This is a genomic window from Pseudonocardia sp., assembly GCF_050246655.1.
Taxonomy (GTDB): Bacteria; Actinomycetota; Actinomycetes; order Mycobacteriales; family Pseudonocardiaceae; genus Pseudonocardia.
Window position 1 is genome coordinate 31,683 of sequence record NZ_JBFWVQ010000004.1, and the last position, 14,370, is coordinate 46,052.

General features: G+C 72.5%; 14 protein-coding genes. 5 read left to right on the plus strand and 9 right to left on the minus strand.

The window, feature by feature from the left end; genetic code table 11:
* Positions 1–10: 10 nt before the first annotated feature.
* From AB7J25_RS02375 to rpsA, 5 genes are all read right to left on the minus strand, one after another.
* Positions 11–1,027, minus strand: a complete 1,017-nt coding sequence (locus AB7J25_RS02375; protein ID WP_428504491.1) for a hypothetical protein — start codon at positions 1,025–1,027, stop codon at positions 11–13.
* On the minus strand, positions 1,024–2,559 hold the full coding sequence (locus tag AB7J25_RS02380) for an RNA polymerase sigma factor (RefSeq protein WP_428504493.1): 1,536 nt from the start codon (positions 2,557–2,559) through the stop codon (positions 1,024–1,026). Before AB7J25_RS02380 ends, AB7J25_RS02375 begins: the two co-directional genes overlap by 4 nt.
* Positions 2,560–2,630: 71 nt before the next feature.
* Entirely contained in the window at positions 2,631–3,761 is a 1,131-nt protein-coding gene (gene coaE / locus AB7J25_RS02385; protein WP_428504495.1) for a dephospho-CoA kinase, read from the minus strand.
* 25 nt (positions 3,762–3,786) lie between these two features.
* Positions 3,787–4,431: a hypothetical protein gene (locus AB7J25_RS02390; RefSeq protein WP_428504497.1), complete on the minus strand. Its 645-nt coding sequence runs from the start codon at positions 4,429–4,431 to the stop codon at positions 3,787–3,789.
* Between the two features lie 210 nt (positions 4,432–4,641).
* Positions 4,642–6,111, minus strand: a complete 1,470-nt coding sequence (gene rpsA / locus AB7J25_RS02395) for a 30S ribosomal protein S1 (RefSeq protein ID WP_428504670.1) — start codon at positions 6,109–6,111, stop codon at positions 4,642–4,644.
* Positions 6,112–6,348: 237 nt separating this feature from the next.
* On the opposite strand from rpsA, the gene AB7J25_RS02400 reads away from it, so the two are divergent.
* The 5 genes from AB7J25_RS02400 (at position 6,349) to AB7J25_RS02420 (ending at position 10,060) form a co-directional block, all read left to right on the plus strand.
* A complete protein-coding gene (locus tag AB7J25_RS02400) occupies positions 6,349–7,197 on the plus strand; it encodes a class I SAM-dependent methyltransferase (RefSeq protein ID WP_428504499.1) in 849 nt (282 codons plus the stop codon).
* Between the two features lie 29 nt (positions 7,198–7,226).
* Positions 7,227–7,664, plus strand: a complete 438-nt coding sequence (locus tag AB7J25_RS02405) for a PaaI family thioesterase (protein ID WP_428504501.1) — start codon at positions 7,227–7,229, stop codon at positions 7,662–7,664.
* Positions 7,665–7,783: 119 nt separating this feature from the next.
* Positions 7,784–8,572 carry a hypothetical protein gene (locus AB7J25_RS02410; protein WP_428504503.1) on the plus strand — a complete coding sequence of 263 codons (789 nt, stop codon included), beginning with the start codon at positions 7,784–7,786 and terminating at the stop codon, positions 8,570–8,572.
* A gap of 144 nt (positions 8,573–8,716) precedes the next feature.
* Positions 8,717–9,154, plus strand: a complete 438-nt coding sequence (locus AB7J25_RS02415) for a hypothetical protein (protein WP_428504505.1) — start codon at positions 8,717–8,719, stop codon at positions 9,152–9,154.
* Positions 9,155–9,175: 21 nt separating this feature from the next.
* Positions 9,176–10,060, plus strand: a complete 885-nt coding sequence (locus tag AB7J25_RS02420; protein WP_428504507.1) for a hypothetical protein — start codon at positions 9,176–9,178, stop codon at positions 10,058–10,060.
* Positions 10,061–10,075: 15 nt separating this feature from the next.
* Here the strand turns inward: AB7J25_RS02420 and AB7J25_RS02425 are convergent, their stop codons facing one another.
* Genes AB7J25_RS02425 through AB7J25_RS02440 form a run of 4 tightly spaced genes read right to left on the minus strand, consistent with a single transcriptional unit; the run spans position 10,076 to position 14,338 of the window.
* On the minus strand, positions 10,076–10,801 hold the full coding sequence (locus AB7J25_RS02425; RefSeq protein WP_428504509.1) for an ABC transporter ATP-binding protein: 726 nt from the start codon (positions 10,799–10,801) through the stop codon (positions 10,076–10,078).
* Positions 10,798–11,625, minus strand: a complete 828-nt coding sequence (locus AB7J25_RS02430) for an ABC transporter ATP-binding protein (protein WP_428504510.1) — start codon at positions 11,623–11,625, stop codon at positions 10,798–10,800. The genes AB7J25_RS02425 and AB7J25_RS02430 overlap by 4 nt, the downstream gene beginning before the upstream one ends.
* A complete protein-coding gene (locus AB7J25_RS02435; RefSeq protein ID WP_428504512.1) occupies positions 11,622–13,370 on the minus strand; it encodes a branched-chain amino acid ABC transporter permease in 1,749 nt (582 codons plus the stop codon). The genes AB7J25_RS02430 and AB7J25_RS02435 overlap by 4 nt, the downstream gene beginning before the upstream one ends.
* A complete protein-coding gene (locus AB7J25_RS02440) occupies positions 13,367–14,338 on the minus strand; it encodes a branched-chain amino acid ABC transporter permease (RefSeq protein WP_428504514.1) in 972 nt (323 codons plus the stop codon). The genes AB7J25_RS02435 and AB7J25_RS02440 overlap by 4 nt, the downstream gene beginning before the upstream one ends.
* Positions 14,339–14,370: the final 32 nt, after the last annotated feature.

The following is a 14,370-nucleotide window of genomic DNA, read 5'->3' on the forward strand; positions in this document are numbered from 1 at the left end:
GCGGGCCCCGTCAGCGAAGGCCGCGGGCGCGCAGGTTCGCGAGCAGCTCCGCGATCTGCTCCTGGGTGAGGCCGGCCGGGAGGTTCTCCGGGTTGAGACCCCGAGGGAGCACGACCTCGTCGTCGTCAGGCGCCGAGGTGCGGGGAGACGAGGTGCGGGGAGACGTCGTCCGCGGTTCGGTCGTGCGCGGATTCGTCCGGGAAGTCCGTGGGCCGGTCACCCGAGGCCTCGACGACCGCGGCGACGTCGCGCTCGGCGGCGAGGGCTGGTCGATATCCTCGCTGGTCGGCAGCTTCGGGATGTTCGGCACGTTCGGCACGGTGAAGTCCGGCAGGTTCGGGACCGTCGTGTTCGGGACCGTCGGGCGCGTGGTGGTGCCGCCCTCGTCGTCACCGTCGTTGTTGCCGCCGCCGTTGTTGTTACCGCCGCCGCCGCCGCCGTTGTTGTTACCACCGCCGCCGCCATTGTTGTTGCCGCCGCCGTCACCGCGGCCCCCACCGTCGCCACGGCCACCACCGTCACCACGGCCACCGCCGTCACCACGACCGCCGCTACCGCTGCCGGAGTCGTCGGACTCCTGCGAGCCGGTCTCCTCGTCCGTGTCCGGCGCAGGACGCGGCTTGACGGACGTGGACTCCGGCTCGGACTTCGGCTCGACCTTCGGCGCCGCACGGACCACGGTCTTCGGCGCCGCCGGTGCGGGCGGAGGCACCGCGACGGGCGCGGGGAGCGGAAGCGCGAAGAGGGGGAACTGCGGCGCCGCAGCCGGCGGCGGGCCGGCCTGCGGGCCGTCCGCGACCAGCTCCGTCGCGTTCGCCTCGTCGCCGAGGGATGCAGCCTGCGCGAACGCGGTGACGGTGCCGAGCGCGCCGACGGTGAGCACGGCGGCCGCGGCCGCGGTGCTCGCCCGGTTGAGCGTTCCGGCACGCCTGATGACGGCGTCCACCGACGGAAGGGTCACGCTCTCCGACAGCGAATCGTCCAGCCACCGGAAGTCGTCGGTCATGCGGTCGAAGCCCGCGCTCATCGCCTGTCCTCGCTGTCGCCCTCGGTTCCCTGCTCCCTGGCCGTGATGCCCGGACCACCGCCGGGGCGCACCCCGGAGACGGTCGGACCGTCGCGCTCCACCGCAGGCGGGTTCGCCGCCGCGGTCACGAGGGTGCCGTCAGGCGCCACCGTGTCGTACTCGTCGAGCAGCACTCCGCCGTCGTGTGACGGCGCGCCGTTCCACACCCGATCATCGTCGTCGTCGGCGGCCGCGTTACGGGACTCGTCCGACGTGAGCTGGGCGCCACTCACGGAGATCCCCTCGGTGGCCTCTCGGGCGCCGGGATCCGGCCACGGATCGGAGTTCGGTGTCTCCCACGGGGGCGCCTCGGACATCGGCCAGGATCCGTCCGGTCCGCCGTTCCACGTGTCGGTCCGTTCCCAGCGGTCGTCGAGATGTGCACCCGCGCCGCCGATGCGGCCCGCGTCCCCGTCCGCAGGCGGCATCGTCATCTCATCCACGTACCCGCGGTCGTCGTGCAGCGGCACACCCGCCAGCTCGATGTCCCCGCTGAGGAGATCGCCGGTGCCGCCGAGCACGCTGCGCCTGCCGCGGTCCAGCCGGGAGCTGATCGTCGTCGGCGACACCTGCTCCACCGAGGCGATCTCGGTGGTGGACAGGCCCGCCATGTGGAACAGCACGACGGCCCGCCGCTCCGGGGCCGACAGCCTCCGCAATGCCGTGAGCAGCTCGGTCGTCCGCTCGTCCAGACCCTCGGCCACCGGCGGTGCGGGGCGGGTCAGGCCGAAGCGGGAGAGGAGGTGCCGCCAGCTGCGCATCGTGGTGCGGACCGCGACGCGGCGCACCCACCCCGTCGGATCCGCGGACCGGCCGATGATCGACCAGTTCCGCCACGCCCGGGAGTAGGCGTCCTGGACGACGCTGTGCGCCTGGTCGGGGCTCAGCGTGATCGCGTAGAGCTGTGCCACCAGGCGCTGGTAGTTCGCCTCGAGATGGGCGCCGAAGTCGACGCGCAGCTCGGACTGCGACATCTCCGCCGGGCCGTCCTGCACGACGTACGAGCCGGTGACCTCGTCGAACGCCGGCCGGGGCACGACTGCCGTCGGCGCGACCGACCCGTCCGCGTCCGGCGCGATCATGCGCGTGGCGTCAGCGTCGGCGGCATCGTCGTCGGCACCGTCGGCACCAAGGGCGGAGCCGCCCGTTTCGGAGGACGGGCCCTCCCCCGCTCCGGGCTCGTCGACGTCGCGCCGGACGGCGGTGGTGGGCTCGTCCGCGCCGGCGTCCGTCCCGGCGCTGCGGGCGATCTCCGGGACGTCCCTCACGTCGATGAGGCTCGTCTCCGCGGCGGTGTCGTCGATGTCGTCGATGCCGTCGGGGTCGTCCCGGTCCAGCTCGTCGACGGGATCATCAACGGGCCGACCGGGGTCGCTCGACGCCGAGGCGTCGGATCCCTTCCTGCCATGCACCGCGATCCTCACCGCCCCGCCTTCCCCGTCGGCATCTCCGGTCTCGGCCCCGCCGGGCAGCGCCGCATCGGGCACGGGCATGGCAGGCCCTGGCACCTCATCGCGCTTCACGTCGTCTCCGTTACCGCGTACGTCCCTCGGGGTGGATCTGTTCAGGTCAACGACGGCTCCCACCCGGTCGATGCGGTCCATGCGAGGACGCGCCGACGGACCTCGTGCACCCAACCGGCGACCTCGATCGGGGTGCCGCCGCGCTCGGCGATGCCACAGTACTCCGTTCGCGCGGACGGCTCCGACCGAAGCCAGTCCCGCAGCGCCAGCGCCTCCCGCCATTCGGGCGAATCCGGTAGGCAGAGGTCCAGGGTGGCCGGGCGGCCCGGATCGGCCCCCGCGTAGCGGTCAGGCGGCCCGGACGGCACCAGCCCCGCCGCGGCGAGCGGGCCGCGCAGCGGCTCGCACGCCGTGTCGTTCGTCACGACCGCGACCAGCTCCAGGACGTCCGGCGCGGCCAGGCCCGCGACGGCCGTCGCGCCGACGTGCGCGACGGCCCGGATCCGGTCACCACCCGCCGCGGCGACCCGGGCCGCCGCGCGGGCGCCCTGCGCGGCCCATCCGGGGTCCGCGGCCGTCCATCCCGGCGGGGCCGCAGCGGGCCGCCCGCGGCGGAGGTTCTCCTCGAACGGCACCAGGCGGTCGTCCCAGAGCGTGTCCACGGCCGCGAGGAGCACATCCGGGCTGCCGGAGTTGTCGAGCCAGACGTCGGCCACTGCGTGGCGCTGCCGGTCGGTGGCCTGGGCGGCGATCCGGGCGCGGGCGTCCGGCTCGGCCATCCCCCGGTCCCGCACGAGGCGGCGGACGCGCACCTCCGCGTCGGCGTGCACGACGACCACCAGCGGGAACCCGGCCGCCATCCCGCCCTCGACGAGCAACGGCACATCCTGGACCACGATGGCGTCCGCGGGTGCGGCGGCCACCAGCTCGGCGGATCGCGCGCGCACGCGGGGATGCACGATCGCGTTGAGCCGCGCACGGGCCCCTCCCCCGTCGCCGCCCCCGCCGCCGAAGACGACGGCTGCGAGGGCGGCCCGGTCCAGCTCGCCGTCCGCACCGAGCACCCCCGGCCCGAACTCGTCGACGATCGCGGCGAGCCCGTCCGTCCCGGCGGCGACCACCTCGCGGGCCAGGACGTCCGAGTCGACCAGCACCGCACCGCGGGCGACCAGCCGCCGCGCGACCGTCGACTTGCCCGATCCGATCCCGCCGGTCAGCCCGATCCGCAGCACGGCCGACACGGTAGCGGCGCGGCGATCAGCCCGCGGACACCCGCAGCTCGGCGGGCGGGGCGGGCACGAGGTTGGCGAGCACCCGGACGGCCAGGTCGGAGAGGGTGTCGGCCCCGCTGCGGCCGGGCGCGTGAGGCGCACCGGGCGGCAGGACCAGCGTGACCGCGACATCGGAGTGCACCACGCTGAGCAGCGACGTGGCCGGACCGTCGCGCACGACGGCCGCGGCGGTGCCGATCCGCAGCTGCTGCGTGGGGCCGCCCACGGCCGCGACGTTGACCGTCCACTGTCGCGAGGCGGCGGCGCCGTCGACGTAGCGACCTGCGTTGAGCTCCAGCAGCGTGACGCCCTGAACCCGGCCCGAGATGCCGGTGTAGCGGCACGCGACCCGCTCCACCCGGCCGACGGACGGCTCGGGGACGCCGACGGTGGTGCGGACGGCGACGGAGCCGAGCGGCAGGCCGAGGACGGCGACGAGATCCTCGGGCGCCATGATCCGCTGGCAGTCGTCCGGCATGCCGGGGTCGTTCAGGCCGGCAGCGGGGGCGCTGGCGGCAGCGGTGCCCGCCGGGAAGGTGGGGATGGGTATCTCGGGCGGAGGCGACCCGCCGCACCCGGCGACGGCCGAGCCGATCGCGAGCGCCACGGCCAGCACGGGGATCACCCGCACCGATCTCCGGACAGATCCCTGGACCCCGACCCCCCGCACGGGATCCACGGTAGGGCTGCGACGGTGGTGCCCTCACTCGATGTGCCGGGATCGTGACCTGGGGTCGATCGATTGGTGCAGTGACCCGATCGGGTGGCGCCGACATGGGGGACGGCCCCGGTGAGCAATCACCGGGGCCGTCCGCCGAGGTCGTGCTGTCAGGTACCGCTGTCAGGCACCGCCGGAGAGCTTCTCCCGCAGCGCGGCGAGCTGCTCGTCGCTGGCGAGCGAGCCGCCCGACTCCGACGAGGAGCCCTGCGAGGAGTAGTTGGCCGGCACGCCCTCGGCGCCGGCCTCCGCGTCGGCCTCGGCGGCCTTGCGGATCTGCGCCATGTGCTGCTCGAAGCGGGCGTGGGCCTCGGCGTACTCCTTCTCCCAGGCCTCGCGCTGGGCCTCGAAGCCCTCCTGCCAGTCCCCGGTCTCGGGGTCGAAGCCCTCGGGGTAGATGTAGTTGCCCTGGTCGTCGTACTCGGCGGCCATGCCGTAGCGGGTGGGGTCGAACTCGGAGTCGACCGTCATGCCCTCGTTGGCCTGCTTGAGCGACAGCGAGATCCGGCGGCGGTCCAAGTCGATGTCGATGACCTTGACCATGCAGTCGTCGCCGACCTGCACGACCTGCTCCGGGATCTCGACGTGGCGCTCGGCCAGCTCGGAGATGTGCACCAGGCCCTCGATGCCCTCCTCGACGCGCACGAACGCGCCGAACGGCACCAGCTTGGTGACCTTGCCCGGCACGATCTGGCCGATCGCGTGGGTGCGGGCGTAGAGCCGCCAGGGGTCCTCCTGGGTGGCCTTGAGCGAGAGCGACACCCGCTCCCGGTCCAGGTCGACGTCGAGGACCTCGACGGTGACCTCCTGGCCCACCTCGACGACCTCGCTCGGGTGGTCGATGTGCTTCCAGGACAGCTCGGAGACGTGCACCAGGCCGTCCACCCCGCCGAGGTCGACGAAGGCACCGAAGTTGACGACCGACGAGACGACACCCTTGCGGACCTGGCCACGGGCGAGCTGGTTGAGGAACTCGCTGCGCACCTCGGACTGCGTCTGCTCCAGCCAGGCGCGGCGCGACAGGACCACGTTGTTGCGGTTCTTGTCCAGCTCGATGATCTTGGCTTCGATCTTGCGGCCGACGTAGGGCTGCAGGTCGCGGACCCGGCGCATCTCGACGAGCGAGGCGGGGAGGAACCCGCGCAGGCCGATGTCGAGGATCAGGCCGCCCTTGACGACCTCGATGACGGTGCCCTCGACGGGCTCGTCGGCCTCCTTGAGGGCCTCGATCGTGCCCCAGGCGCGCTCGTACTGGGCGCGCTTCTTGGACAGGATCAGGCGACCTTCCTTGTCCTCCTTCTGGAGGACGAGCGCCTCGACGTACTCGCCGACCGACACGACCTCGGCCGGATCCACGTCGTGCTTGATCGAGAGTTCCCGGGAGGGGATGACCCCCTCGGTCTTGTAGCCGATGTCGAGCAGGACCTCATCCCGGTCCACCTTCACGATGGTGCCCTCGACGATGTCGCCATCGTTGAAGTACTTGATCGTCTGATCGATGGCGGCGAGGAAGTCGGCTTCCGACCCGATGTCGTTGACGGCGACCTGAGGGGTGTTCGGGGCGGTGGTGATGCCGGTGGTGTCGGTGGACATGTAGTGGGGTGCTCCGGTAGTGGATGTGGTCATGTCGGTGTACTGGTGTGGTGCGTGACGAGATGACGTCACCTGTGCGCTGCGATCCTTCTGGTTGACTTCATAGGTCGTGCGAGCCGTGGAGTGACGGAACGCGCGACGAACCGGCGACGTTGACCACGGTGCTGGGTCGATGCTACGCGGGTCGAGATCAGCCGGGCAATCGGGTCCCGTCGTCGACCTGGAACGATCCCCTTCGTGAACGTCGACGCCACCCCCGGTGTTCCCGGCGCGAGCGCCGAGTCCGTCCTCGGTACTGCAGGGATCGCGCGGCGGGCCGTCGGAGCGGCCGAGTCGGAGCGGGCCAGCAGGGCGTGGTGGGACGCCGACGCGGACGCCTACCTGGCCGAACACGGCCACGACATCGGCGACGTCGAGTTCCTCTGGTGCCCCGAGGGACTGCGCGAGGACGACGCCCGCCTGCTCGGCGACGTGCGCGGCAGGCGGGTGCTGGAGGTGGGCGCCGGCTCGGCGCCGTGCTCGCGCTGGCTGGCCGCCCAGGGTGCGTCCCCGGTCGCGCTGGACCTGTCCGGGGCGATGCTGCGCCACGCCGCCGCGCTGAACGCCCGCACCGGGATCGACGTCCCGCTCGTGCAGGCGGGCGCCGAGCACCTGCCGTTCGCCGACGCCTCGTTCGACCTCGCCTGCTCCGCGTTCGGTGCGGTGCCGTTCGTGGCGCAGCCGCAGCGGGTCATGGCCGAGGTCGCGCGCGTACTGCGTCCGGGCGGGCGGTGGGTGTTCGCGGTCAACCATCCGATGCGCTGGATGTTCTCCGACGACCCCGGCCCCGCCGGGCTCACCGTCACGCAGTCCTATTTCGACCGCACCCCCTACGTGGAGGTGGACGCCCGCGGCGCGGCGACCTACGTCGAGCACCACCGGACCCTCGGCGACCGCGTGCGCGACCTCGTCGCCGCCGGCCTGGTGCTCGAGGACCTGGTCGAGCCGGAGTGGCCGGAGGGCCGCGGGACGGTCTGGGGCCAGTGGTCCCCGCTGCGGGGCGCCCTCTTCCCGGGCACCGCGATCTTCGTGACCCGTCGGACCTGAGCCCGGCCTGCTGTCCGTAGGGTGCCCTGATGCCGATCGATCCTGCGGAGCTGCACGCCCTGCCCGCGCTGCCCGAGCACCTCCGTGGGGAGCAGCTCACCGACCGGATGGGGATCGAGCTCCTCACCGTCACCCACGAGGAAGTGGTCGGCCGGATGCCCGTCGCCGGGAACCGCCAGCCCTTCGGCCTCCTGCACGGCGGGGCGAACGCGGTGCTCGCCGAGACCCTCGGATCGGTGCTGTCCGCGCTGCACGCGCTGCCCGAGCGCTTCCCGGTCGGGCTGGAGCTGGCCTGCACCCACCACGGGTCCGCCACCGCGGGCCACGTCGTCGGCACGGCACGGCTGCTCCACATCGGTCGGAGCACCTCCACGAGCGAGATCGTGATCGTCGACGACCGCGGGAAACGGACCTGCACGGCCCGGCTCACCTGCCTGCACCGCGACACGCGGCCGATCCCGCGATGAACTCTTCGGGGGAGTGGGAATGGTTCGCAGATCCGTTCCGGAACCGGCCGTGACGGCGATGTGGGTCGACCGAACGGGTCGATGAATCATACGCCGAACCCGACCGGCAATACTTCCCCGTGCCCGGACTCGAGGACATTCTCCGGCAGCTGCTCCGGATGGAGGGCGTGCTCTGCGCAGGCGTCGCGGAACGCGACTCAGGACGCCTCCTCGCCGCTGCGGGCAACGGCTCCCTGCCGAACGTGATGGGTCCGTCGATCGCCGCGCTCGCGCGGCTGAGCGGACAGCTCGACGGCCCCGCCGGCCGGGACGCGGGCACCGCCGACATCATCGACGGCGACCTCGAAGACGTGATGATCACCTCGGAGCGGCTCTTCCACGTCCTCCGCCAGGTCGACGTCGCCGGCAGCGGCCCCGTCCTCGTCTACGTCCGGCTGCGCCGCGGGCACGGCAACCCCGCCACCTGCCGCCGCGAGCTCGCCTCGGCCGAGCTGCGCGACTCCGTCGCCGCGGCGTGCGGTCCGCCCCGACCTGCGGCGATACCAGGTGCGATGGCGGGCAACGGCACCGTGGCCCCGCGCCTGGACACCGGCTCCCACCCGGCGCTCCCGGCCGTCGAGCCGCCACGACGACCGGCACCGCCCCGCACATCCCGTCCGGCCGCTGCGGACGGGCCCGCAACGACCCGGCTGCCGGCGCCCCGGGCCACCCCGGCTTCCCGGGGCGTTCCATCCCCCGCCGCGCCGGAGCTCCCGCGGCGGGTGCGCGGCAGCCACCTCGTCGGCGTCCCCGACCCGGTCGACCGGTCCGGCCGGCCACCCGCGACGTCCGGGGTACTCCAGCAGGGTTGGGCGAAGGACGGCCGAACGCTGCGCAGGCTGCTCGCCGGTCTACGTCGTCTGGGCTGACCGGCACCCTGCTCTCCGGCCGCAGACCGAATCGGCCGAGAATGCCGGGCACCCGGCTGCGCTACGGTCCTCCACCTCGCGGCCGGAAAAGCCGGTCACGAAATGCCCGATGGCGATCGACACACCGATTCAGGAGGACCCCGCGTGAGCAATATCGAACGCTCGCTGGACATGGCGGCCAACATCAAGGGCGCCTTCGCCGTGGCGATCGTCGACTACGAGAGCGGCATGTCTCTCGGATCGCGCGGCGGGAGCAGCGAGTTCGACCTCGACGTCGCCGCTCCGGGCAACAGCGACGTCGTCCGCACGAAGCTCGAGGTGATCCAGAAGCTCGGCCTGCGCGAGAGCATCGAGGACATCCTGATCTCGCTCGACACCCAGTACCACCTCATCCGCCTCATCCGGGGCGTGCCGGACGAGAAGCTGTTCATCTATCTCGTGCTCAACCGGGCACAGGCGAACCTCGCCATGGCGCGGCGGGACCTGCGGGTCATCGAGCAGGAGTTCCACATGGCCCACCCGTCGGCGGGCAGCCCGCGGCCGATGGCGGACGCGCAGTACTTCCAGGCCAACCCGCGCTGACCCCAGGAAGCTCCCGAAGTTGTGAGCACGTCGCACGTGGCCCGGTGGATCCACCGGGCGATGGGCGGGTGGGGCGACGCCCCGCCGTCCCCCCTCGCCCGTCTCCTCGACGACTGGTCGGTCCTCGGCGCGGTGCTGGTCGACGTCGACAGCGGCATGACGCTGACGTCCTTCCAGGGGCGCGGCGGTGGCTTGGATCTGGAGCTGCTCGGCGCGTCCCACGCGGACCTCGTCCGGGGCGCGGTCGACGCGCTCGGGTCCCTGCACCCGGTAGGCCCGCCCACCGAGCTCGTCCTCAGCCACGACGGCGAGCTCCACCACCTGATGCGCACGGTGGCCGACCCGTACGGCGGGACGCTCGTCCTGGCCGTGGTCGTGGCGGGCCCGGCGCGCACGGTGGCCCGCATGCGGCAGCGGATGCGCCGCATCGACGCGCGGACACTCGTCCCCCGACCGGTGTCGGCCCGGCCGGCGCACAGCGCGGCGCCGCCCGCCCGGAGAACGCCCGCCACGCCGATGCTTCCGGCCGCACGCGCACCCGTCGACGCCCTCACGGCGGGCGGCGACCAGGTGCTGCCGGTCGAGCCCATCGCCGCGTACGGCGGCGCCGCACGGCACCCGGATCCACCCGTCCCGGCGACCGTGCTCTCGACGGCAGGCGCGGCCCCGTCCGGAGCCCCCCATCCCGCGCTGCGAACCCTGCCGCTGCCGCCGGTGCCCTCGGCGGGACCGGACGGCGCGGAGCCGGCGCGGGACGACGAGCCGACGTGGTTCACCCCCGGCGCCACACCGCCGCACGTCGCGGCGCCCGTCCCGCAGCCCCCGCCCTGGACGACCACCTCGGACGGCTACCCGCCGCCGGACCCGCCGGCCCCCACGGCGGGCACGTCGCCCGACACCACGTGACCGCGCCCGCGCGGCTCAGCCGCTGACCGACTCGCCGAGGTACGCCTCCTGCACGCGGCGGTCCGCGAGCAGCTCCTGGCCGGTGCCCGACAGCGTCGTGCGGCCCAGGTCCACCACGTAGCCGTGGTCGGACTGGGCGAGGGCGGCCAATGCGTTCTGCTCCACGAGCAGCACCGTGGTGCCCTCGGCGCGCAGCTCCGCGATCGTCGTGAAGATCCGCTGCGTCATGATCGGCGACAGCCCCAGCGACGGCTCGTCCAGCATCAGCAACCGGGGTCGCGACATCAGGGCCCGCCCGATGGCGAGCATCTGCTGCTCACCGCCGGAGAACAGGCCCGCCTTCAGGTGGCGGCGCTCACCGAGGACGGTGAACAGCTCGTAGACGCGGTCCATGTCCTTGCGGATCTCCGGCTCGTCCGAGCGCGTGTAGGCACCCAGCCGCAGGTTCTCCTCGACGGTCATGCGACCGAAGAGCCGCCGCCCCTCCGGGGAGTGGGCGATGCCGCGGGCCAGGATCTCGTGCGCCGGCAGCCGGTCGATCCGCTGGCCGTCGAAGTGGATCTCGCCCGCGACCGGGCGCAGCAGGCCGGAGATCGTGCGCAACGTCGTCGTCTTCCCGGCGCCGTTGCTGCCGATGAGGCACACGATCTGGCCGGATTCGACGGTGAACGACACCTTCGACACGGCATTGATCGCCCCGTACGCGACGGCGAGGTCGCGCACCTCGAGCAGCGGGCTCATGCGGAGCCTCCGTCCGTCGTGCCGCCGTGGTCGCCACCGGCGTGCAGCTGTGCCTCCACCTCGTCCGGTGGCGCGCCCAGGTAGGCCTCGACCACCCGCGGGTCGCCGCGCACCTCGTCCGGGCTGCCCTCGACGAGCAGCTCGCCCTGGACGAGGACCAGCACGCGGTCGCAGAGGCTGAAGATGAACTTGGTGTCGTGCTCGATGACGATGATCGAGACGCCGGTGTCGCGGATGTCGAACAGCAGCCGCCGCGTCGCATCGGTCTCCTGCGGGTTCATGCCCGCGGTCGGCTCGTCCAGCAGGAGCACCGTCGGCTCGGTGGCGAGCGCCCGCGCGATCTCCAGGCGCCGCTGGTCGCCGTAGGGCAGGTTGCGCGCGAGCTCGTCGGAGAACCTCAGCAACCCGACGAACGAGAGGAGCTCCTCCGCCCGCTGGGCTGCCTCGGCCTCGCTGCGGCGAAACCGCGGACCGTGCAGGAGCGACGACACCGGCCCCTGCTTCATCCGCAGCCCCCGGCCGACGAGGACGTTCTCCTGGGCGGTCATGCTCGGGAACAGCCGGATGTTCTGGAACGTGCGGGCGACGCCGCGCTGGGTGACGTGCGCCGGATCGTCCGGCAACCGCGTGCCGCGCAGCGACACCGTGCCCTCGGTGGGGCTGTAGAGCCCCGTCAGGCAGTTGAACAGGGTGGTCTTGCCCGCCCCGTTCGGCCCGATCAGGCCGATGATCTCGCCCTCGTTCAGGTTCAGCGACACCCCGCTGAGGGCGCGTAGACCGCCGAACACCATCGAGACGCCGTCGACCTCCAGCAGCGCGCTCACGACGTCCCCGCCTTCGGTTCGGCGGCCGCCCCGTCGACGCCTCCGGGTGGTGGTTGGTCCGGAGCCAGCTCGGCGCGCCGGTGGCGGTCCGCGACCAGGCCCTGCGGGCGGAACCGCATGATCAGCACGAGCGCGAGCCCGAACAGCAGCAGCCGGTACTCGGAGAACTCGCGCAGCTTCTCCGGCAGCACGAACAGCAGCGACGCGCCCAGCACGGCGCCGGGGATCGTGCCCATGCCGCCGAGGATGACGGCCGCGAGCAGCGTGACCGACTCCAGGAAGCGGAAGCTCTCGTAGGAGACGGTGGCGACCTTGTGGGCGAAGAACGCCCCGGCGACCCCGGCGAGCATCGCGCCGATCACGAATGCGAGGATCTTGACCTGCCCGGTGCGGATGCCCATCGCGCGCGCCGCGTCCTCGTCCTCCCGGATCGCGATCCAGGAGCGGCCGAGCCGGGAGTACTTCAGGTGGGCGAACACCAGCATGACGGCGGCCACCAGCAGCACGATCATGATGTAGTAGATGACCCCGGCGGGCAGTTCCACGGCACCCAGCGTGATCTGGTCGTTGAACGGGACGCCGAGCATCTGGAGTGGGGGGATACCGGGGATCGCGTTGGCGCCGCCGGTGAGCTCGCCGATGTTGTTCTGGGCGCTGCGGACGAAGATCTCGCCGAACGCCAGGGTGACGATGGCCAGGTAGTCCCCGCGCACCCGCAGCGTCGGCGAGCCGACGATCCCGCCGAAGATGCCGGCGACCACCGCGCAGATCACGATCACCACGAGGAACGGCAGGTGGATGTCGAACTGCGAGGCCGCCGCGCCGGACAGGTTGGCTGCGACGAACGCGCCGATGCCGAGGAACGCGACGTAGCCCAGGTCCAGCAGGCCGGCGAGGCCGACGACGATGTTCAGCCCGATCGCGGTGGCCGCGTAGATGCCGATGTTCGTCGCTACGGTCATCCAGTACTCGGTGCCCGCGCTGGTCAGCGGGAGCAGCAGCGCCGCGCCGAGCAGCACGATGACGCTGAAGACCCGGTGGCGTTCCGAGACGTCCGCGATCCAGGCGAGCAGTCCGGACGCCGAGAGCGCGGCGAAGGTGCCGCCGAGCGCAGCGAGCAGGGACAGGAACACCGCCCCCGAGTACGGGTTGACGACACCGCCCTGCCCGCCGCTGGTGAGCACCGCGGCCACGAGCAGCAGCATGATCGCGTAAGAGACCAGCAGGATCAGGTACTCGATCCAGACCGGCAGCCGCCACTTCGGCCGTGGCGTCGGCTCCAGGCCTGCTGCCGACCCGGCGTAGATCAGTGCGATCCCGCCGAGCAGCGCCACGATCGAGCCGAACGCCACCGCACCACCGCTGACGGTGATCGCGCCCAGCCCACCGCCCTCGACGGTGATGTAGAGGCCGTTCACGACGCTGACCGCGACGACGCCCCAGCCGAGCGCCTTCACGATCCGCCCGTACGCGGGCAGCTTGAGCAGCGCCACGGCGATCGCGGCCAGCGCCAGCAGCACCAGCTGGAGCCGGAAGCCGGTGACGCCGAACGGCTCGACGAAGAAGTTGAGCGTCGCCTGCTCCGGGTAGGGGCCTTCGTTCAGTACGAACGTCGCCCACGGCAGGTACGAGCCGACGATCGTCAGCACGCCGGCGGCGGGGATCAGCCAGACCGGTGGTGTCCGGCGGCGCGGCTCGCTGGGGTCGGCCGTCTGCTCGGCCGGACTCGTCGTGCGGGCGGTCATGCGCGCACCCTTTCCGTCTCGCCGAAGAAGCCCTGTGGCCGGAAGACCAGCACCACGATCAGGACCACGAAGATCCAGACGTAGTCGTAGGCGGTGCCGCCGGGCAGGTACTGGCCCCCGAGGGCTTTCACCAGCCCGATCGCCAGGCCTCCGACGACGGCACCCCGGATGCTGCCGATGCCGCCGAGCACGGCGGCGGTGAACGCGAAGATGCCGTTCTGGAAGCCCATGTCGATGTTGATGTTGTTGAGGTACCCGCCGTAGAGGACGCCGCCCACGCCGGCGAGCGCACCGCCGAGCAGGAACGTCAGGACGATAACGCGGTCCGGGTCGATACCCATCAGGCGCGCGATGTCGCGGTCCTGCGAGGTCGCCCGCATCGCCCGGCCCATCCGGGAGCGCTCGACGAAGCTGTTGAGCGCGTACGCGAGACCGAGCGACACCACCACGAGCAGGACGCCCGACCAGCGCAGGAACACGGTGCCGTCACCGATCGGGATGGAGGCGCCGCCCGGGATGAAGATCGACGGGAAGGGCAGGGCGGAGGTGGCGTTCGGGTAGAAGACCCGCACCGCCTCCTGGAGGAACACCGAGACGCCGAGGGCGGTGATCAGCGGCGCGAGCCGGGGAGCGCCCCGCAGGGGCCGGTAGGCCAGCCGCTCCACCAGCACCGCCACCCCGGCGGAGACCAGCGCGCCGCCGATCAGCAGCAGCGGCAGGACGTAGTACCACTCCAGTGCCAGCGCCGTGGGCAGCAGGTAGGTGAAGGTCGCGAGCCCCCCGTAGGCGCCGACCATGAAGATCTCTCCGTGCGCGAAGTTGATCAGCTGGATGATGCCGTAGACCATCGTGTACCCCAGCGCGATCAGCCCGATCAGCGAGCCGAGCACCACGCCGTTCACGATCTGTTGCAGGAACGTGGCCAGCACGTCGACGCCCTTCCACGCCGACGGGGGCGGGTTTTCCACCCGCCCCCGTCGTGTTGCCGTCCGCCGCCGGA

Bases quoted from the DNA above. Each gene is read 5' to 3' on its own strand.
- AB7J25_RS02425 (WP_428504509.1), bottom strand. From the start codon at position 10,801: ATGAGCCCGCTGCTCGAGGTGCGCGACCTCGCCGTCGCGTACGGGGCG.
- AB7J25_RS02380 (WP_428504493.1), bottom strand. From the start codon at position 2,559: ATGCCCGTGCCCGATGCGGCGCTGCCCGGCGGGGCCGAGACCGGAGAT.
- AB7J25_RS02435 (WP_428504512.1), bottom strand. From the start codon at position 13,370: ATGACCGCCCGCACGACGAGTCCGGCCGAGCAGACGGCCGACCCCAGC.
- AB7J25_RS02405 (WP_428504501.1), top strand. From the start codon at position 7,227: ATGCCGATCGATCCTGCGGAGCTGCACGCCCTGCCCGCGCTGCCCGAG.
- AB7J25_RS02375 (WP_428504491.1), bottom strand. From the start codon at position 1,027: ATGAGCGCGGGCTTCGACCGCATGACCGACGACTTCCGGTGGCTGGAC.
- rpsA (WP_428504670.1), bottom strand. From the start codon at position 6,111: ATGTCCACCGACACCACCGGCATCACCACCGCCCCGAACACCCCTCAG.